Origin of the sequence: Chitinophaga sp. 30R24 (genome assembly GCF_049056765.1) — a bacterium.
GTDB lineage: Bacteria > Bacteroidota > Bacteroidia > Chitinophagales > Chitinophagaceae > Chitinophaga.
Window position 1 is genome coordinate 188093 of record NZ_JBJGXX010000001.1, and the last position, 21487, is coordinate 209579.

19 protein-coding genes are annotated in these 21487 nt (G+C 44.3%); all 19 read right to left on the reverse strand.

What is annotated here, in order from left to right:
• Positions 1-19: 19 nt before the first annotated feature.
• Positions 20-1441, reverse strand: coding sequence for a DHA2 family efflux MFS transporter permease subunit (locus ACDQ55_RS00805; protein ID WP_420979097.1), 1422 nt, complete (start codon positions 1439-1441; stop codon positions 20-22).
• A complete protein-coding gene (locus ACDQ55_RS00810) occupies positions 1438-1785 on the reverse strand; it encodes a hypothetical protein (protein WP_420979098.1) in 348 nt (115 codons plus the stop codon). Before ACDQ55_RS00810 ends, ACDQ55_RS00805 begins: the two co-directional genes overlap by 4 nt.
• Entirely contained in the window at positions 1778-2722 is a 945-nt protein-coding gene (locus ACDQ55_RS00815) for a DnaJ C-terminal domain-containing protein (protein WP_420979099.1), read from the reverse strand. Before ACDQ55_RS00815 ends, ACDQ55_RS00810 begins: the two co-directional genes overlap by 8 nt.
• Positions 2723-2897: 175 nt before the next feature.
• On the reverse strand, positions 2898-3251 hold the full coding sequence (locus tag ACDQ55_RS00820; RefSeq protein WP_420979100.1) for a DUF6686 family protein: 354 nt from the start codon (positions 3249-3251) through the stop codon (positions 2898-2900).
• Between the two features lie 277 nt (positions 3252-3528).
• The gene (locus tag ACDQ55_RS00825) at positions 3529-5121 is read right to left on the reverse strand and encodes a RagB/SusD family nutrient uptake outer membrane protein (RefSeq protein ID WP_420979101.1); all 1593 of its coding nucleotides are present in this window, start codon (positions 5119-5121) and stop codon (positions 3529-3531) included.
• A gap of 25 nt (positions 5122-5146) precedes the next feature.
• Positions 5147-8362 carry a SusC/RagA family TonB-linked outer membrane protein gene (locus ACDQ55_RS00830; RefSeq protein WP_420979102.1) on the reverse strand — a complete coding sequence of 1072 codons (3216 nt, stop codon included), beginning with the start codon at positions 8360-8362 and terminating at the stop codon, positions 5147-5149.
• 39 nt (positions 8363-8401) lie between these two features.
• Entirely contained in the window at positions 8402-9349 is a 948-nt protein-coding gene (locus tag ACDQ55_RS00835; RefSeq protein ID WP_420979103.1) for a FecR family protein, read from the reverse strand.
• A 92-nt stretch (positions 9350-9441) separates the two neighbouring features.
• Positions 9442-9996: an RNA polymerase sigma-70 factor gene (locus ACDQ55_RS00840; RefSeq protein ID WP_420979104.1), complete on the reverse strand. Its 555-nt coding sequence runs from the start codon at positions 9994-9996 to the stop codon at positions 9442-9444.
• Between the two features lie 134 nt (positions 9997-10130).
• Positions 10131-10901, reverse strand: coding sequence for an HmuY family protein (locus ACDQ55_RS00845; RefSeq protein ID WP_420979105.1), 771 nt, complete (start codon positions 10899-10901; stop codon positions 10131-10133).
• 22 nt (positions 10902-10923) lie between these two features.
• On the reverse strand, positions 10924-11622 hold the full coding sequence (locus tag ACDQ55_RS00850; protein WP_420979106.1) for an HmuY family protein: 699 nt from the start codon (positions 11620-11622) through the stop codon (positions 10924-10926).
• On the reverse strand, positions 11619-13766 hold the full coding sequence (locus ACDQ55_RS00855; RefSeq protein WP_420979107.1) for a TonB-dependent receptor plug domain-containing protein: 2148 nt from the start codon (positions 13764-13766) through the stop codon (positions 11619-11621). Before ACDQ55_RS00855 ends, ACDQ55_RS00850 begins: the two co-directional genes overlap by 4 nt.
• A gap of 3 nt (positions 13767-13769) precedes the next feature.
• A complete protein-coding gene (locus tag ACDQ55_RS00860; protein WP_420979108.1) occupies positions 13770-14675 on the reverse strand; it encodes a hypothetical protein in 906 nt (301 codons plus the stop codon).
• 96 nt (positions 14676-14771) lie between these two features.
• The gene (locus tag ACDQ55_RS00865) at positions 14772-15419 is read right to left on the reverse strand and encodes a hypothetical protein (protein ID WP_420979109.1); all 648 of its coding nucleotides are present in this window, start codon (positions 15417-15419) and stop codon (positions 14772-14774) included.
• A 67-nt stretch (positions 15420-15486) separates the two neighbouring features.
• The gene (locus ACDQ55_RS00870) at positions 15487-16197 is read right to left on the reverse strand and encodes a hypothetical protein (RefSeq protein ID WP_420979110.1); all 711 of its coding nucleotides are present in this window, start codon (positions 16195-16197) and stop codon (positions 15487-15489) included.
• Between the two features lie 204 nt (positions 16198-16401).
• Positions 16402-17427, reverse strand: a complete 1026-nt coding sequence (locus tag ACDQ55_RS00875; RefSeq protein WP_420979111.1) for a hemin-degrading factor — start codon at positions 17425-17427, stop codon at positions 16402-16404.
• Positions 17402-18244 carry a heme ABC transporter ATP-binding protein gene (locus tag ACDQ55_RS00880; RefSeq protein ID WP_420979112.1) on the reverse strand — a complete coding sequence of 281 codons (843 nt, stop codon included), beginning with the start codon at positions 18242-18244 and terminating at the stop codon, positions 17402-17404. The genes ACDQ55_RS00875 and ACDQ55_RS00880 overlap by 26 nt, the downstream gene beginning before the upstream one ends.
• Before the next feature lie 30 nt (positions 18245-18274).
• On the reverse strand, positions 18275-19330 hold the full coding sequence (locus tag ACDQ55_RS00885) for a FecCD family ABC transporter permease (RefSeq protein WP_420979113.1): 1056 nt from the start codon (positions 19328-19330) through the stop codon (positions 18275-18277).
• A gap of 10 nt (positions 19331-19340) precedes the next feature.
• Positions 19341-20177: a heme/hemin ABC transporter substrate-binding protein gene (locus tag ACDQ55_RS00890; protein WP_420979114.1), complete on the reverse strand. Its 837-nt coding sequence runs from the start codon at positions 20175-20177 to the stop codon at positions 19341-19343.
• A 451-nt stretch (positions 20178-20628) separates the two neighbouring features.
• The gene (locus ACDQ55_RS00895; RefSeq protein ID WP_420979116.1) at positions 20629-21480 is read right to left on the reverse strand and encodes a DUF4249 domain-containing protein; all 852 of its coding nucleotides are present in this window, start codon (positions 21478-21480) and stop codon (positions 20629-20631) included.
• Positions 21481-21487 lie beyond the last annotated feature (7 nt).

The window sequence follows — 21487 nt, forward strand, 5'->3', positions numbered from 1 at the left end:
ATCATGCTGTAAAACCAGGTCAGGTGTCTATATGTGCAGCAGTATCTTTCACCACTACATTCCGGCGGGGCAGGAACCAGGCTGGAACCAGGGTTACCATCAGTACGATCATAGAAATATGAAAGCCTTCCTGAAGGGCCAGGTGATGAGCCAACTGACTAGACATACCAGCCAGCACATGTTTATTATAAGCAGCCTGGGTAATGATGGCCAGCACAGCAATACCAATGGCGCCACCTACCTGTTGCATGAGGGTGCTGATAGAAGATGCCATAGTAACTTCACTGGGCTGTACCGCGCTGAGGGTAGCAGCATTAAGCGGCGCCAGGAGCAATCCCATACCGATCCCCCTTACAATCATCGCCACTATTACGCCTATGGTGGTACTGTTCTGATCCAGTTGGGCAAAAAGGTACATGGACATAGCCAGCAGCACAATACCAGCGATAGATATTTCCCGGGAGCCATGTTTATCGGACCAATGGCCGGCAAATGGCATTAATACAGCCATAAAAACGGAGTTGGGTAATATCAGCAAGCCAGAAATACCTTCGGAAAAGCCCATCTGCTCCTGTAACAGAAAAGGCATTAGAAACAATCCTCCAAACAGGGCAGCCGAACGGGAGATGGTGACCAGTATACAACTCACAAAGGAATAGTTGGTGAAAAGGCTCAGGTCCATAAGTGGCTCTTGCTTGCGCCTGTCTATCCAGATAAAATACGCCAAAGCCGCTACTGCTACCGACAGGGTAACTAATATTTCTGGTGAAGTAATGCCGGTTACTTCCGCCCGGGCAATACCGTATTGCAAACACACCAGGAAAATGGTGAGGGCTATAAAACCGGTAAAGTCAAAGGGCAGCTTTATTTTTGATTGTTTACGCAATACACCCAGGTACTGGAAGGCCAATACCACTGTAAGCGCGCCTATAGGCAGGTTGATGTAAAAAATAGAGGGCCAGCCAAACCTTTCGGTGAGCAATCCGCCCAAAGTAGGGCCTAGTGCCGGACCTACCAGGTTGCCCAATCCCCACCAGCCCAATACGGTGCCACGTACCCTGGCAGGAAATATATAAGAGATAATAGCCATGGAAGTAGGGGCCATGGCGCCACCTCCCAATGCCTGAATCACCCTTGCAGTGAGCAGGGAGTCCAGATTGGTAGACAAAGCGCATAACAGGGAGCCTAAGGTGAAAAGGGAGATTGCCCCTACATAAAGATTAAAGAAACCTATTCTGTTCTTCAGCCAATTGGTTAGTGGCATCAACACAGAAAAACTGAGCATATACACCGTAATTACCCATTCAATTTCGTCGAGCGTACAATTAAACTGTTTGCTCATAACGGGAAGGGATATATTAACAATGCTGGAATCTATACCGGCCATAATAGTGCCCATAATGACCACTATCAGGATACCGGTCCGGTTGATATCTTTCATACGCGGTCTTTCATCATAAAGATCAGCTGGGCTTTGGCAACAAATGGGTTCAACGGATTGCAATTGATCATAAACAGATAAGTGGCCAGCTCAGACAGTTGCCAATCTGTGATCAATTCGCCGTCTTTAAACGTATATACTTTTTTGAAGTTGTAGTCTACAGGAATATTCAAGGCTGCGCAGGCATGCATAGCCCTGTCTAGCGGTTCCTGTTCCATACCAGCCTGGCCATAGCCCAGTTCCTGCATGATTTCACTGGTAGTATACAACAGCCGGGGAGTATTCAGTTGGGAAATTCTTTCTGTTGAAATCACTTCCTCCAGGTAATCAAAAAGTTTAAGCATGGCCATTTTCATTTAATTGTGAAAGTTGCCGGAACAAATTCATTTCCTCCTCAGAAAGATTTGTTGGAATATGTACAATTGCTTTAATGTAAAGATCTCCTGCTACTCCTTTATTATCGTAGGCAGGCATTCCCTTGCCTTTGAGGCGGAATACCTTGCCACTGTCTGTTCCCGCCGGAATATTCATATTCAGAGAGGCGCCTGGCGTATTTACAGTCAGCTTTCCTCCCAATACTGCTGTATACAAGGATACCGCCAGGTCGGTGTAAATGTCTTGTCCTTTCAGTTCGTACTGCGGATGAGGGGCTAATTGTATACTGATCAGCAGATCTCCGTTTTCACCACCTTTACGGCCAGGATGGCCCTTTCCTTTCAAACGGATCACCTGTCCTTCGTAGAGGCCTGGTTTTAATTTAATATTTAACCGGCTCCCTCCTACTTCTACCTGCCTGGTAGCGCCGGTATAGGCATCTTCCAGGGATACCTCCATGGTAGCCTGTACATCGCGGCCACGACCTGGGCCCTGTTGCTGCCTGCGGCTGCCTCCGGAGAAACGGCCGCCAAAAAGCTGTTCAAAGAAATCTGAAAAATGCCCTTCACCACCGCCACCAAATATGTCTTCATAACTTCCTCCGTAAGAATAAGTATGGCCCTGCCCGCCACCGTACTGCGACCAGTCAAAATCTTCCGGCCGGCCACCATGTTGTTCGTAGTATTTATAATTTTCGCCGAACTGATCGTACTTCTTACGTTTTTCTTCATCACTCAGTACTTCATATGCCTCGTTGATCTCTTTGAATTTATCTTCTGCAGCTTTATCATCCGGATTTTTATCCGGATGGTACTTTACCGCCAATTTACGGTATGCTTTTTTGATCTGCTCCGCTGTAGCCGTTTTCTCAATTCCCAGCACCTTGTAATAGTCCTTTACATCCATAGCACTAAAACATGTTAGAGTGACAACTTGTTTTATGAATTTACGAATTAACAGCGAAAAAATAATTGATGCACAGAGCAACCAGACCACTGGTGCTATTCATCGATTACTCAATGCAAACCAAAGGATTATTTCCCTAAATATCCGGTGAGGAGCGGGGTAGTATGGTCCCCTATCAAACGAGATCCGTTCCTGCGGCATTCTGAAATCCACCGGAAGTTTCCAAGATTTCATATGTTTCCAACAGCGCCTGTACTTCTGCTGTCATCTCCGCCAACCGGGCGATTTCAGCAGGAGTTACCAACATCATCACATGCTCTGACGGCAATGGCAAACAAATCAGTTTCTCATTTTCTGCTGAATGATAATGGTCATCCGCCAACCGGGCCACCATTTTTTTGAAGCATTCAAATTCGGCAATGTCTAGGTTAACTACAGTGGTGCCAAAAGCCAACTGGATTCCTTTACAATGTGGGCAGCGGATTACATATCCTGCAGCGCCGTGATACAAGGTCTGATAATTACACATATGCAGTGGATTTGTGCCTGGAGCGGCCCTATAGGCCGCTATCAGGTCTTATTTATCATTCTTTACTATTGATATGATTGGTGATCCAAACAAGAGATGTAGTTTAAAAATATCAGGGGAGGTTGATGAATGACATGACACAAAAATAAAGTACAAAAAATGGAGGGCATGCTCAGATCAGGAAAACGAGTTACGCAAAAGGGAAAACTAAATAAAAAAAGCTGGCTGTTAGCATTTTGTTAAAGCCAACAGCCAGCCATGAAAAAAACGACAGCGATTAATAGCCGGGATTTTGCACCAGCTTTGGATTCAGGGTTAACTCATCTACTGGGATGGGGTAAATACGATTAAAAGTCCTGTTATCAGTTTTGAAGCCCCAGCTGGATTCAAATTTATCATAACGGATCAGGTCATTTCTGCGCCAAGCTTCCCAGGCAAATTCACGGGCACGTTCTTCTAACAGCTCATCCAGGGTAATGTTACTTACAGCAGGCGCATGTACTCTTGTACGGATCTTGTTTACCAATACATCAGCAGTTTGCAACTCTCCGTTTACAGCAGTAGGCGTTGCACCTCTGAGAATAGCTTCAGCTTTCATCATCAGCACATCAGCCAAACGAAGTACCGGTACATCGTTATTAGAGTTACGATCTATCGGCTCTGTATTTTTATCAGGATAATACTTAATGGACCTTACACCGGCAGCTTTAGCCAATTCATCATTGCCAATGTCCATAGTAGCCGCCTTTTTCAACTTTAATTCTTTAGAGAAGGTAAGCTGCCAGTTAATCTTCTTATCGGGTTCTGAACCACTGTAATCATTATCCAAACCTTTATTGGTGGTCGCAATCAGGATAGGTGTTCCATCCTTTTCGAGCTGTGGACCTTCCAACCAGGTATTGTTACGCACGTCGCCTGGCAAGTTGAATTTATCATAGAAAGAACCAATGGTGCTCATTGCGATACTCGGACGGAAAGGCAGGGAGTATTTATTCACCAGATTAGGATGCAAACCGAACCGGGAGAATTGATTTCCTCTGATAGCATTACCATCGTAAGGAATGGCGAAAATGGTTTCAGTGATCTGTGGACCATTATCCGGAGCAAAAATGCTTATATAGTCTCCATCCAGCTGATACTTTCCACCAGCCAACACGCTGTCTGCCATAGCCACTGTTTCAACATATCTTGGCTTACCGGTATACACTACCGAATTGAGATACATTTTCTCCAGCAAGGCGAAAGCAAACCATTTGGTAGGTTTAGAATAGCTTACCTGACCAGTGGTTGTTTTCAGCAGCGGCAATACTTCTTTCAGTTCCTTTTCAATAAAATTAAACACTTCTTCACGGGAAGCCTGCTCCGGCTGTGTAATGCTTCCGAATGAGGTAATAATAGGCACTTTACCATACAGGTCCATCAGGTAGTAGTAGTACAGGGCGCGCATTGCTCTTGCTTCCGCCAGAGCAGAACTTCTCAGTACTGGATCTTGTGCTTTTTCAAAAATCGCTATGATACGGTTACAGGTGTTCACACCTCCGAAAGCCCATTGCCAAACGCTCTTAACGGTTGGGTGATCTTTTGTCCAGGTATGTAAGTGAAGGAACCTGTATTGGCCACCATCATCGTAGTTACCATCACGGGCAGGTATAATCGCTTCATCAGTAGACAATTCCTGCATACGCCAGTAATCCACTGCATATAAGCTGCTCAATTGTGTATAAATAGGCCCGGCAGCTGCAATAAAGCCATCTACGGTAGTAGGAAAATTATCCTTATTGTACTCCGATTCAACATTCACATCCAGCTTCGTACACGCGGTGAACAAGGTTAAACCTGCAGCCAGACCAGTGATAAAAATATTCTTCATATCAATAATTTTTTAGCATTCTTTATTAGAAAGTAGCATTTAAACCGAGCAGGAAAGAACGGGTTTTAGGATAAAAGTTATTATTATCGATACCTGGTGTAAGTCCTCCCATATTAATTTCCGGATCAATACCTTGATATTTGGTGATAACAAACAGGTTATTACCGGTAACGTATACACGCAGTTTGTGCATATACCTGTTATTCATGGGTACGTTATAACCGATAGTAGCATTATCCAGTCTCAGGTAAGAGCCATTTTCCAGATAGCGGGTAGAGATGAAAGGCGCTTTGGCATCTGCAGCAGATTCGTGCAGGGAATACCGTGGTATATTAATGTTGGTAGCATCAGAAGGGCTGTTCAGATTAGCCAGGGTAGCATTCAGTATTTTATTACCGTAAACGCCTCTTACGAAGATGCTGGCGTCAAAGTGGCCATAAGTGAAGGTATTGCTCCAGCCATAAGTAACAGTAGGTTGGGCGTCACCGGCATAAATGCGGTCGGTAGAACTGGGAGAGGTAGTAATACCGCCATTGGCTGCACGGAACTGAGACAAACCATCTTTATCTTTACCCATGTAATCCCACAGGTAGAAAGCGCCAAGTGCATAACCCGCCTTTATCAACTGTGATTTGTTACCAGACTGTCCTTTACCGCCCAGATCGGCAGTTTCAATATATTTTACAGAGAAGATATCGTTAGAAAGTGATTCTATCCTATTCTTGTTGTGGGCTACGTTAACGGAAGTATTCCAGGTGAATTTACCTGTTTTTACCGGCACCGCATTGATCTGCAGCTCCACCCCTTTATTGCTCATAGCACCTACGTTAGCCAGCATAGAAGATACAAAGTATTGGGTAGTAGGTACACTGTAGGAATAGATCAGGTCTGTAGTGCGCTTGTCGTATATATCGGCGGTAATACCTAAGCGGCCTTTTAACACGGTGAGGTCCACTCCGATATTAGCCATGCCGGTACGCTCCCATTTCAAGTTCGGATTATCGTTCTGTACAGGACCGATCGCATTTAATAAGCGGCCATCTGAATAGAACTTACCGGTAATGTCGTATCTGAGTATAGAGATTAATGGATCGAAACCAAGTGAGTTACCGGTAACGCCATAGCCTGCACGCAGTTTAAGATCTTCTATCCAGGTAGCTGATGCCATGAAGTTTTCCTTGCTAATCTTCCAGGCGGCAGAAAAAGCAGGGAATATACCCCAACGGTTGTTGGCGCCAAATGCAGATGAGCCGTCCCTTCTGGCAGATACCTGTAACAGGTATTTATCAGCATACTGGTAGTTGGCGCGTGCATAGAAGGAGATAAAACGCAATGTTTTAATACGTGCAGTGCCGTAGTTAGGCTGAAAACCGTCTTTAGGGTTGCCCAATCCAAGGTTATCTCCCTGGGTGGCATCACTGATAAAACCTTGGGTAGAGGTCTGGAAACCATCGCCGGCGCGTTCTTCCTGCCAGGAATAACCAGCCAGTAAACGCAGGTCGTGTAAACCAAATACTTTATCGTAGTTGAAATAAGTTTCGAGTACTTTACGGGTGTTGGTAAAAGCACTGCGGGTAGCCTGTCCTTTTGTGTTCTGTGCCAAACCGGAAGCACGGTTATTGTAGATATCGCGGTTTACCTGCTCATCCTGCATAGAAACGTTCAGGGTATAACGCAAGCCTGGTAGCAACTTCAATTCTGCCCTGGCATTACCCAACATAATTTTATCCTTGGTACGGTCGCTGTTATTATCAATCAGTGATACCGGGTTCAGGTAGTTACGGGTACGGGAAAAATCTTCTTTATAAGTACCATCCGCGTTAAAGATATTCACAGTAGGTACATAGTTCAGCATATTCATGAACACCAAGTCAGGAATCTGGTGTTGCGTACTAATGCTGTTGCTGATAGAGAGATTCAGTTTCAGCAAGTCATTAAAAGCGCGTTGTTCCAGATTAGCTCTTACGTTTAACCGTTCCAGTGAGGATGTTTTCATAATACCGTTATTCTGCAGATAGTTTACGCTACCGTCGAAAACAGTTTTTTCATTACCACCGCCAAAAGAGAGGTTATGATTCTGCGACATGCCGTTACGGGTTACTTCCTTCTGCCAGTCGGTGTTTACTTTATCATCGTAAGAAGGCGCCAGGCTTTTACCATTATCAGCCAGGTATTTGCGCAGCTCATCGCCGGAAAGCATATCTATTTTGTTGGAGATATGCTCGGTAGCTGCATAAGCATTATAGCTCAACCAGCTTTGTCCGGGTTTAGCACGACGGGTGGTAATCATGATCACACCGTTGGCTGCACGGGCGCCATAAATAGCTGTAGATGCCGCATCTTTCAATACATCCATAGATACGATATCAGAAGGTGCTACCAACTGGATGTTGGCGCCAGGCACTCCATCTATCACATAAAAAGGCTGTTGCGCTTCTCCTTCACGGAAGGTAGAAGGCCCTCTCAGGATCACCGCAGATTTAGCATTGGGATCACCGCTACGGGTTACATTAAGTCCGGGCACTTTGCCCTGGAGTAACTGCTCCGGGGAGCTAAATACACCGTTATTGAAATTTTCTGATCCTACATGTGAAATAGCGCCTGTCAGGTCGCCTTTGGTAGTTTGGCCATAACCTACTACCACTACGCTGTTCAGCATGCTGGCATCAGACTTGAGGCGTACGGTTACTTTCTGCTGACCGTTTAATATTATACGGGATGATTTATAACCCAGAAAGCTAAACATTAATGTATCGCTGGCGGCATCTGCCTGTACAGCAAAAGCACCTTTTACATCGGAGATGCTACCCTGTGGATATCCCTTTACCACTACACTTACGCCTGGAATAGGAGTGCCGGTTTCTTCATCAGCTATGGTGCCGGTGATGGTCGTTTTATTTTTTTCTTTCTTGATCACGTATACGCCTTCAGTCGCAGATACCTGGAATCCACTACCCTTCAGTAAAGTGCGTAATACATCTTCAACGGATTGTCCACGGAAATCCTGTTCGTGTACAGTAAGATTTTTAATCAGGGCGCCATCGTATACAATATCAGCGCCGCTTTGTTTCTGCAATAACTTCAGCGCATCTGCCAGTGGGCCGGCAGATACGTGCAACTGCTGTACAACTGCCGCTTTTTGTTGTGCCATCATGCTACCATAAAGGGATAGCAGGAGCGCTACAAGAAATATTTGTTTACCAAATATTCTTGTACGCAAGTGGGTACTACGTACATTCATAATCTATGATTTTTTAATTTCAGTTCAGGGATATAATATTTATTGGTCTACTGTATAATTGCCTGCACCTGCAGCTTTAATTTTCAATTGATGATCTGTCAGATCTTCGAGTACATTTATGATCTGCGTAATTGTTAAGTGCATACTAAGTGAGCCTGTAATCTGTTTTTCCAGCGGTTGTTGTACATGAAATTTCACTGGGTAGTAGTTCTCCAGTAACAACAGTGCCTCTGTTACCGGCATATTATCGAAAACAACTTTTTCCTGCATCCATCCTTCAATATCAGGAGGATCTACAGACAAGTGGGTGAACGTATAACCGTTTCTGTTAACGACCAGTAACTGGTTGGCCGTTAAGATATCCATTACCTGTCCATTTTTGTTTACGCTTATTTTACCACTACTTACAGCAACCTCCAGTTGTTGGCGCGGGTAAGCCCTGATGTGGAAGCTGGTACCTAGTACCTGCACCTGCAGGCTATCGGCATTTACGAGAAATGGTTGGTTGATAGCTGGAGCAATATCAAAAAAAGCTTCTCCGGTAAGCAGTTGTATTTGCCTGGTATCTGTAAAATGATCCGGGTATTTTAATACTGAATTAGCGCCCAGCCATATACGGCTACTATCGGGCAATAATAACATTTTCTTTTCTCCGATAGCTGTGCGCAATTCGTTCCAGGCTACCGGGCGGGCAGTGCTATAGCTGCCGGTAGCCCACCAGGTGGCCATACCACCCATCAATAGCACAGCAGCGGCTACTGCTACTTTTTTCCACATCGGATAAATCACCGCAGATTGGCCTGTACGCTGTTTGATAGTTTGCAACATATTGCGGCGTAGCTGTTCCATACTACGGTTATTCCTATTGAGCGGAGCCGCTTCTTCTGCCAGCGCATCCAGCCAGTGGTCGAGCATTTTTGCCTCCCCTGCGGTAGCTGTATCCTCAAGGTATTTATCTATAAGCGCTTTAATCTTTAACCGAATCAAAATGTGGTGTTTATCTGGCTAAGTTGCACGTACAGTTGCTTTTAACCATTGAAAAACAGGGCTTAACATTATGATAACACTGGAAGGGAATATTATAGCAACATTAACAGGCGATTCAAGAGGGGGCGGGCTTTCTTATAGGCGCTACCTAGCTGGTTGCGGATGGTTTGTTCTGCCGTACCACGCATCATGGCAATTTCGCGGATACTAAGCTCATCAAAATGGTACCATTCAAATACCTGGCGTTCCTTTTCCGGTAATTGCTGTAAGTCTTGTTGCAACTGATTCAGTATATCTTTATTAATAATTACATTGAGGGTAAGCTCTGCACGAAGTTCACTATGGGTAATAAATTTCTCAAGATGTTTTTCTTTTAATCCGTCGTCTCTGAACTTCCTCAATATTTGTTTTCTCACCGCACTAAAGAGATAATAGCGGATATGGGTGTGCAATTCCAACTGCTCCCGTCGTTCCCATATACTGGTGAAGAGATCCTGCACAATATCCTGTGCATCGTCTTCACTACCGGTTACCTTCGTTGCATAGGCATATAGTTCTTCCCAGTAAGTATTGAAAATCAACTCAAACAGTTTGAAATCACCGGCACGCAGCCGTTCTGCAAAATCAACAGGAATTGTTTCGGGCATATAAAAATATATACCCCTAAAAATATAGTAGATTTTGAAACAAAAAACGAGGTAACAAAAATATAGCGAAGTATTAATACAGGCGTTACAACGGCCATCCGTTATATACAGCATAAGCCGTTGTAACTAGGGCTTTAGTGGATATCAAGATTTTTTGAGCCATCCGTCTGGATCGCAAATTTAAATGACAGATAGCCTGTTTTATTATCTCTTGTGGGGTCTTGCGGACTATCTTTATATACACTGGTGATCAGCAGTTTGGCATACTTACCTTTCGCTGTTTTTACAATAATAGTACGAGGTAATGTGTATACGATATGTGTCTTTTTCACATTATCTGGAAATAGTGCGCCATAAAAATCATAAAAAGCATATCCATAACCAGTACCCATAAAATGGTCGAGGCCTATGTAATCGTTGGTCACAAAATCTGTTTCTGCCACTGTTACTGATTTTACATTTACAAAAGCAGTCTCAAACAAGGTTTGTGGAATAGGCGCTTTCAATGGTTTATAATTGCTATTGTCAAAATACTGCGTTTCCACGCCTCCATCACGCAGTAAGTACACCGCTCCCTTTCCAGGACCGCCAAAACCAGGGCTATTAGCGGCCTTACCATTATTAGGAGCAATACTGCTATTATAAATGCCTGTAAAAGCAATATCCCAGTTACTCGTTTGGGCCTGTGAAGCGGGTATGATTCTATTTTGCTCAAGACTATAATAAATAGTAGCAGCACTGATAGCAGAAGAGGCCGAGGTATCTGCCACCATGTTGTTGATCACATATACACCCGTTTTTACATTCTCACCAGCAGGTTCTTCCGGTGTAACTTTATCGTCCTTACTTTTTGAACAGGCAGCCAGGCATATCACCGCAACAGCCATAGGAAAAATCAGTTTCATACTTTTTTATTTATTGAATAAATTAGTTGGTGGGGGTATACAGATTTCTGCTTCCATCTTCCTGCAAAAAATAACGGATAGTGAAATAAGGCGCCGGCCATAACAGGTCCGTTACTGCAGGCGGATTTCCCTTATACATGCTAATCAGTTCCAACTTGGCATATTTACCATCTGCCGTACGGATAATAAAAGTGCGGTTAGGAATAGCCCTTGCCAGGTGGGTAGTTAAACTATAAAAGTACCAACCCTTATCGGCTGGCAAAGGGTATCCATCCCAGCCTATGCTTACCAGGCTGTTAGACTTAAAATAGTCATCGTCAGGCGCTGTGGTGATACTGCTGTATGGTTTATCATACAGCAAAATGGCGCCCTGGCCGCTGCCACCTGCACCCAGACTTTTAGCATTAGTACCGTTATTAACAATAACGAGGGCATTATAAAGATCTGTGAACGCCAGGTCCCAACTGTTGCGCTGCCGGTTTACAATGGAGGTATCCCACGACTGGCGGCCAGTCTTTAAACTGAACAGGAAGGTAGCAAAAGGCTTTTTCTCCTTGCCGTCTATCCCATCACTTACAGAAGCGCGGGTATCGCCAGCCATATCGTATATCACTGTACTTTTACCATCTTCGTAGGTGCGTTTGGGAGAGGTATTACCTTCTTTTTTACAGGCAGCCATTCCTGCTGCCAGGAAGGCGATGGCCATTAATCTTACATTCATAACGATGACAATTTATTCTCATGGAAAAAACGCCAGCTAAGACCGCCCATGATAATACGGCCAGGCTGCGCTGGCATAAGCATATCTGTGTAGTTCAACAGGTTATCAACCGTAATCTGCGCTGATAAATGCCTGCTGAATAATTTCTTTTCTATGGAAGCAAATAAAAGGTAGTATCCATTCACATAGGTATCATATTGGTCAATATACCGGTTACCGTTAGCATCATCGAAACCATATTTACCGCGGTAATTCGTCCGGAAGGTAGCTGTAATACCCGATGGCACATATTCATAGAGCACTTTCAGGTTCAACATATGCCGCGACCTGTTTTCCAGCCCAAAATAATCAGCTACTACCGAGGCCCTGGATTCACCGGTATTATTGTTCCGGATGGTTTTATAGGGCCATGCTTCCGCTCTGATAGCCGCTATTACACTCCGGTCTTTTGCATACAACAACTGATAGCCCACACTGATATCCAGGCCATTGAATGGCCTCCAGGCAATACAGGTTTCCAAACCGGTCATATATACCCGGTTAAGGTTCATATAGGAAAATACTTGCTGGAAATTAGTTTTAGTGGCTACCTGCACAGTATTAATAAGGTGATGCACATCATGGTAAAAACCATTTACATCCAATTTAATAGCAGCGGGTAGTTTTACGGTAATCCCTATATTATAAGAAACAGATGTTTCTGCTTTTAAATTGGCGGCAATACGGTCGGCCACCGGTCTTATTTCACTGATTTGGCCGCTGGCCTGCATTTCCTTCAATGCCAATGGCAATACGGTGGCTCCTAATACGGTATAGCCCTGTTGCGGATTAGTAAATATCTGGTAACGTTCCTTAAAATCCGGCGTTTTAAAACCCGTACCCAAAGATGCTTTCAGGGTAATGGCAGCTATAGGGGAATAGCGGATGCCAACACTGGGATTTAATCTGCCACCAAAGTTATTATGATGGTCGTACCGGATTCCGGCCAAGGCATTAAATTTAGGATGGGGCTTCCAATCCACTTGCGCATAACCAAACGTCCCGGTCATATTACCCACTCCTTTATAACTTATATTATTCATGGTTTCCAGAGTAGCACCACCGCCAGCGGTAAGCGTCCAGGCCTCATCCCAGTTTTTTGTACCCAATACCTCTACCCGGTGCAGGTATTGGGTAAAAATGTACTGTGCATTCAGTATATCCGCTTCCGTTAGCACAGTTCGCTGATCGGATGTATAACGGGTAAGGTAATACTGCGTTTTAAGTTCCATGCCATTGTGAAGATGATGATTCATCAACAACGACAGGTTCATATCTCCTTCATCCAGTACATCACGGTTATTATGCCAATCATTGCTCCCATAACTATTTTCAGATACAGAGTGGCGGCCTGCATAGCGGCCGGTTAAACTAAGCGCCGTAGTGGCGCTTACAGCATACTTAGCCCGTCCCTGCAGTGTAAAGCTATTATAAGGAGGCGCCGTAGCGCCATAGGTGAGGTAAGGATTTACACTAAAACCATCAGTATGGTAATAGTTACCGGAAAGATAGGCCGATCCTTTCCCTTTGCTGATAGGTGTTTCCCCTTCCAGGGTTATATCTGTATTATTGAAGGAACCATAACGAACAGACACCAGCCCCTGGGGCTTTTTAATACCCTGCCTGGTTATAATATTAACAACGCCCGCCAATGCCTCACTACCAAATAAACTGGAAGAAGCCCCTTTAATGATTTCTATGCGTTCTATATCGGAAACGGTTATACGGGATAGGTCGAAATCTCCGGCGTTGCGTCCCACCATAGGTTGGCCATCTATCAAGATCATGGTATAGGCCGAGCTGAATCCTTGCATCTGCAGACCAACTGCACGGCTCCCGCCTTTGATATCGTTCACCACCGCCAAACCGGTTTGTTCCCGTAGCACCTCATCTAACCGTCGACTGCCCATCATTTCAATGGTTTGCCGGGAAATAACGGTAACGGGCATGGTGGTTTTACTAACCAGGCTCTCCATCTCTACTTTATTAGCCGTAACTTCCACACCCTTGAGCAGATGGAGGCTTCGACTACTGTCGGCCTGACACCAGGCACTCGTACTACCCAGGAATAACAAGCTACTGATATAGATCGAATAACACTTCATTTATTAGGGAATTATTTCCAGCGGGGCATCCATATAATAATAATTATCGTAACGGTAATAACGGTCTAATATCGCTATACCATCGTAAGTGCCAGTGGGCATATTGTCGGGAATACGGAAAGTGGCTTCCGTACCGGTATTGCTCACTACAGTAATGGCGGCTTCCACATCACTATACATGATGGCGGAGGTTATTTCATCCAGGTATTTACCTTTCAGGGTAAAAGTTTGTCCACGCTTTAACTGCAGGTTTTGCACTATTTCAAACTCAGGTTCGTTAGGGCGGTAATAATAATCTGTTTTCCCGGTGATAGTATACTTACCGGTTTCCAGCACCAGTTTATAACGGCCACTATCCAACGCAGCAGGATATTTATACATGATGTTATCACGGGTAATGCTTTTAATGGCTACCGGTATCTTCTTACCGTTGCAAGAAAGCAACGACAAATGGGTACGGACAGTATCCTGTATCAGGAATAACGCCGGGAAGGAAGTTTCTTCGTTGGTATAAAAGAACGTATAGCCATCTGCCTGTAAAAACTTCACATCCGGGCTGGGTTGCACAGCAACTATTTTTAGGTGGTAGATAGTGGTACTCCCACTCTGGGCAGTTACTGTGTAGGAAGTAGCGGCACTTAAAGCTACTTTTGCGCCACTGGCTGGCTTAATAACCGCCTCGTCTGAAACTGCTATCTGTGGCGTAATACCTGTAGGTAAAGGCTGCTCAAAAGGCCAGTAAATAATAATATCCTGTCCGCTGATGGCAGCGCTCAAAGGAGCGCCATTAGCATCGGTGAAGGTAAAAGAAGTAATACTGCTATAAGGAAGCTTTGCCTCCTCTTTTGTACAGGCATGTAACAATAGCATGCCGACAGCGAATAAAAAATACTTCAATAATGTGTTCATTTTATAATATTTTTATCCAAAATACCTGTACCGGCCTGCCTTTTACATTACACGTTCCGAGGGTGTGATGTGGTTAAAAAAGGGACCGGTACTTTTTTATTGTAACCGTTGATAATCGAATGAGAGATAAGGAATGGGCTCAGTGCCTGTGGGATTAGCCGGCATATCTTTATAAATGCTCAACATGTTAATCTTATAGATTTCAGTCACTGCACCACCAGACGTTTTGTAGACAATGATCGTTCTGTCTGGCACTGGTAATACCTTATGGTTATCGTTAAAGAAGTAGTTATACCAACCCGGACTGGTAGCGTTATAACCTACTTTATTATTTACTGCTGCAGTAGAAGCAGATACCGCATTGGCAGCTGTAATATTACTATAAGCAATGGTATCAATGTATTTAATAGTGAATCCATTTACACCGCTTATATCTGCATTAAAATATCCATCTAACAGCAATGCGCGGGAAGGGCTGCTAGCAGTTACAGTAGTGGCAGTACTTAAGCTAAAATAAAACGGCACCGGCGTAGCTGGCGGAATAATACTGTCGCTTTCGAGGTTACGTATCTGCCTAACTTCTCCTATTCCTACATTGAGCAAAGGTGAAACCCCTCCCGCTTTATTGTCCATAGAATTCTCAACATTATTACCGACAGGTTGCGGCGTATTTTCTTTTTGACAGGAAGTAGCAATGAGGGCAACCAGGGCTACGCCTGCTATTGTTTTTAATAAATTAGTCATGTTTTCAAGGAATTTTATTATATGATAAATGCTGTTACGAACAAGCCGCTACAGGCATATTGGATACTCAGGGAATTTGTTGTATGATCACCGGGTTTTTCAACTTTACGGTCTGACTGAAACAGGTTACGCGGATCTGGTATTTACCTGAAGGCAGGTCCATTGTATCTGGCGGAATGGCTACCGAAAAATTTTTGTAGGTCATCGGATAAATCGCTTTAGCTGGCAATACATATCCTTTGCCTGCCTGGTTAACCAGGGTAACAAAATTTATTTTTTCATTCGGCACAAGGTTGTCACCTTTTATGCCCATACTCACACTTTCTGATTTAGATTTGTGGGTTACTACTACCGGATTCTCTGCATTGGCAGAAAATTCACTCACGGTAATATCTGGCTGCTGACCATTTATATGTAAATGATAGTTAGCGATGCTACCGTTCTTTGCTTTTACAGTATAGATCATAGGCGTGTCCATCGCTTGTTTTACCAGCCAATTTTCCAATAAGGTATTACTGGCCGGCGTTACGATAGCTCCAGCCGGCACTTCAATAACCGGCAATAGCGACAATAAAGCAGTATAGTAAGGGATATATAAGGTAATAGAGGTGTCTTTATCGTTGATCACCCCTTGTACAGGGCCATCTGCTACGTTGGTCACCGTAAACTGCAACACCCGGTTCTCCGGCAATGGTGGCGCATCTGCTGTTTTCTTACAGGCATGCAGCAACATAGCGCCTGTTACCACTAATAAAAGTGATTGAATAGGGGATAGCATACATTTCATATTTCGTATGATAGTTAAAGTGATAAACTAGGCAATACTTTCCCGATCCGATTTATCATACGGTATTGCCTACAGTTTTTAAGTAAAAACTTGATTCGAGTTTATTTACGAGCGGAGTAAAAAAGCAAGGCAAAAATAAAATTACCTTTACAAACAAACAGATCGGATCGGGAAAAAATATTACGCAATCCGTAATTACAATTGTTGTAATAAATGGCGCCAAGCTTCCTGTTCTGGTATACCAGGCTTGCGTTTTCCAAACAGCTGTACAATCATCTCCCCATTTGCATCAAACACTTCTATGGAGTTAACACCGCCTTCTGCAGGTTTATTTACTACCCAACATTGGGCAATATCCGTTGTTTTCAGGTGCAGGTTAAAATCAGTATCCATTACATTGATCCAACCTGGAATTTCCAATATCTTATGCACAGGTCCGGTATGAATTTCTATATTTCCCGGATTGCTTACAAATACCATTATTTCAAGTCCGGTAGCAGCTGCACTTTCCAGGATAGTTTTTACACAGCTATTAGGCACCCGCCGGGTATACGAACCCTCTGCAGTTTCCAGCGCCTGTATACGGCCAGCGCGGTGTTTCATGAGCATAGGATAGAAATCGTGGGTATCCTTTAATGCAGCCCAATCGGCCAGGAACTGCTCCTTGTTGATATGCGATACGGCAGGAGGAGCCACTGGTGTAGCCGTTACAGTGATCTCATCTGGTTGCATTGTATCCGTATATTCTTGCACCAACAGATCCCAGGCATGCAAAGCCGTTTCTGGCTGTGCATATATTTTGATGATGGCATCGCCTGCCGCATCAAATATTTGCAAAGATTTTTTAAAGCCAGTTGCTTCATCTTCTTCCAGGGCAAAACCCATTGCCCACTTATTGATGAACATACGCAGATCGATATCCTTGCCTACCGCCAGGGCTACATGGTGATTATCTGTATTTATATTTTCAAATATTCCTTTTCTTTCTATCACGCAACTTTCATTACGGGTGAGTACCATTACCCGGCCTAGTGCTGGTAAGCGGTGCAAGAGAGTACGGAAATCTTTACGCAGGTGCTTTACCAACGGCCCAACACAAGCGGTTACCAGCTGGGCTTCACTTACCTGTAATGCTTTAGCTGCATCCCGTATACGCACTTTAGGATGCTGTTGTTGATAGTTTATCCATTGAGATTTAAGCGGAGAAATAATTGTTTCCATCAGTAAGTATTTTTTTTGAATGATGATGATGATTAGCGGTAACAACGATCGGGTAATTACAAGATGGATGATCCAGTACCTGTACATGGATGCCAAAACAGTGATGGATGCCCTCCACTGTTAATACTGCTTCCGGCGTGCCGGTTGCGAAAAGTTGCCCGCGGTGTAGCATAAAGATGCGGTCGGCCCAGGCTGCAGCCAGTTGAAAATCGTGGAGTACGGCTATTACTAATATGCCATACCGCGTTAGTTCCCTAGCCAGTTGTAATGCCAGTTGCTGATACCGTATATCCATACCCGTTACAGGCTCATCTAGCAGTAACATTTTCTTACCGGTATAATCTTCCAGCATTGGGGCATCTAGCAGTTGCGCCAATACCCTGGCCAGGTGTACCCGTTGCTGTTGCCCACCCGATAAAGTGAGCCAGCTACGGTCTTTAAAGGCATCTACCTCCATCACTTGCATGGCATACTCTACAATATGCTTGTCTGTTAATAAGGACCGGGTATGCACATAACGCCCCATAGCTACAATTTCTGCTACTGTAAAAGGCAGGTGCAGGTTTACCCGTTGCGAGAGCACGGCACGGCAATGCGCCTGTTCAGATATAGTGAGCTGCCGCAAAGATTTGCCAGCCATACGAACTTGCCCTGTATAATGGGTATAGTTCCCCGCTACTACTTGTAGCAAAGATGACTTTCCTGCGCCATTAGCACCCATCAACACACATAGTTCACCCGGAGACGCCTGCAAATGAATATCTTCCAGTATCGGCCGTCCAGACAATGACAACGACAAATGATGTATTTCCAGCATGGGTATTCTTTTCGTGTAATCTTTTGTGTACTATATCCTGATAGCACTTTTTTCTTTCAGGATCAACCATATAAAAAATGGCGCTCCCAATAAAGCCGTTACCACCCCCACAGGCAATTCTGCTGGAGCTATTATTGTTCTGGAAAAGAGATCAGCAACAGTAAGCAAAATGGCTCCTGCCAGTGCTGCACAGGGAAACAATATCGTATAAGAAGGTCCGGTAAACTGCCGTACTATATGTGGTATAATTAAACCTACAAAACCAATAACGCCAGCTACTGCCACTCCGGCGGCAATGGCCATGGTAGACAATAATAACAGCTTTATTTTCAGGCTTTGTACAGGCACTCCCATTTGCCTTGCTTCCTGTTCTCCCAGAGAGAATACGTCTAGTGCAGCAGATAAACGGGGTAGCCATATTATCGGTATCAATATAAAAGGTAATACCGCCAATACTGTTTGCCAGGTGGCGCCACCCAAACTTCCCATTGTCCAAAAAACAATGCTGCGCAACTGTTCGTTGGTGGATATATAAGCCAGTAACCAGGTAAAAGCCATGCACAAAGCATTGATAGCAATACCCCCCAGCAACATAACAGCTACTGCCGATCCACTATCTGTATGGGCTATACGAATTACCAGCCAGGCGGCAATAAAAGCGCCGGCAAATGCAGCGATGTTCATTGCATAGTAATGTATCCAGCCTACACTGAACCATACAGGCAAGGCTGCCTGGAAAACAATAACCAGTACCGCCGCCAGCGAGGCGCCCCCACTAATCCCTATTAATCCGGGATCGGCCATAGGATTGCGGAATAAGCCCTGCAAAGCAGCTCCCGCCAATGCCAGGCCGGCGCCAATGAGCACGCTCAACACCACCCTCGGCAAACGTATCACCAACAATACTGCTTCCGCATTCCCGTTCCAGACTACCGGTAAATGAATATGTACTTTTTGCAACAGGATGGCCAATACCTGTAAGGGTGAAACGTGCATCGCGCCAGTACCAGTGGCCACCAGCACTACTACTATCAAAATAACAGTTAATAGCGCCGGCGCCCCGGCATATGTTAATATCTTCTTCAAGGCCGCTCCTTTATCCATTAATCTTTTGCGATAGTTCTTTCACAGCACCGATTACACGTGGACTGAAACCAGACAGCAACTGCCCATCCATTACGATCACTTTCCTGTTTTTACCCGCTGTTGTTTGCGCTACACCAGGTATTTTCAGCAGGCCGTCTATCCCTCCCACACTTTGTAAACCGGTATCAAACAGTAGGATCACATCCGGATTTGCTGCTACTAATGACTCAGCCGTCAACGGTTTAAAATCATTGAAACCACTAACAGCATTCTTGGCCCCCGCCAGGTTGATCATTTTATCCATTGGTGTAGCTTCTCCTGCTACCATCATAGTGCCGGCACCACGGGCGTATATAAACAAAACCTTTTTATGCTGAGAAGCAATATGCAATGCCTGTTGCTCTTCATCTAACCGCTTACAAAGCGCAGCACCCTTTTCAGGCACCTGTAAAACAGCGGCTATCTCTGTAATCAGTTTTTTGGTACCAGCTATAGAATACTCCTGGTCTACCATCACCTGCTTTACACCTACATTCTTGAACTGCGCTATAACAGGAGGACTCAGAAAATTGGTGGTAGACAGGATGAGGTCTGGTTGCAGGGTTAACACCGGTTCTGCAGTAATATTGCGGTTGTGGCCAACTTTAGGCACTTTATCCATGTCTGCCGGCCAGGTACTGGTTACATCCACGCCTACAATCTGTTGCTGAAAGCCCAGATCACACACTATTTCTGTAACAGTGCCATTTAAAGACACAATCCTTTTGTAAGACTGCGCACTAACGCAAACGCTTACCTGAAAACATAACAAGAGCAGTACGGTGCTCCACCGTAAATTAAGTTGCATAAATAGCTGTATTTTTTTGTAGTAGTCCTGTTGTCGCCAACAAGCAAAGAGATGGTACTAAAAAATAGTTGCCCTACCCGGGATAGGGCAACTATGGCCCGCAGGAACAATCTTTACTCCGCCATGCTCCTGCAGGTTAAGCTGGGAAGGACACAAGTATCCCTCCGGGTATACGCTGTTTTAAAAAGCGGCTACCCATATCTTTTTATCAGATAATGTTAATAAGGTGACGAAAACACAATCTGCATCATGGCTAATGAAGAGACTATGCAATTATTTTTTTAGCGGAGTAATTTTGCTGAACAAACTTACGTCATAAAAATGTAATCAAATAATCAAATCGGGAAATTTTATGACAAACCGGGAAATTCTAAGGCATTAGTTCACTATTCAATGAACCACATTTGGGGGGGGTATAATAACAGCTATGTCGCTTTTTAGGTATTGGCTCTCATTCTAACTTAAAAGACATCTTCTTTGTGTTGATACCACCAACTATACCATATCCATTTACCACGTTTGTGAAAACGCGTACCGGAGCACCTATGATGATGCCCGTATTTTCCTTTTGAGCTAACACTGTGCTAAAATATTGATAGGTATCATGTGTTAGGGAGCTTACCTCTACAGTTACCCTTGTAACGTCGGTAAGAAGATCTGCTGTTTGTAATACAAAGTTAATTTCCTTACCGTTGAAACGCTCATCACTCATGACAAGGCTATTGTAAGTACCACTGGTAAAGAAGTCTACCAGGTTATTATTGAAGGCAGGATCTAAACGGAAAAGCAACCAGGATATTGTTTCATCTGTATGGGTAACCATAATACGTATACGATAGTAATCCGCAGCGCCGGGGCGGTCGCGTAAAGTGAACTGTACCCGGTTGCTGTTCTTTTGCGCAGTAGCATTATTTACTTCCGGCAGCAAAGGAAGTGTATCCGTAGCCGTTATAGCCTGTAATCCCGGCGCTGCCACCTCTACAGTATACCTTTTTCCACGTATAGCCTTCTGAGTAGTTACAAAATAAAAAAGGCCGCTTATTTCCTGTACCTGCAGAGGCGCTATGGGCAAGCTATCTTCCAACAGGGTTACTGAAGCCTTCCGGATATCTTTATAGCCACTTTCATCATACACATTGGTAGGCACACTACGCGTTACCCGGATATAGATCACACTATCCGGCTGTATTAGTGTATTCACCACTATTTTATCGCCTTCATACGGCAAATGGATATCCATATGCTTTTCACATGCAAAGAGAAAAAGCCCTAGCCATATCATACCTACAAACTTCCTTTTCATCGGTTTT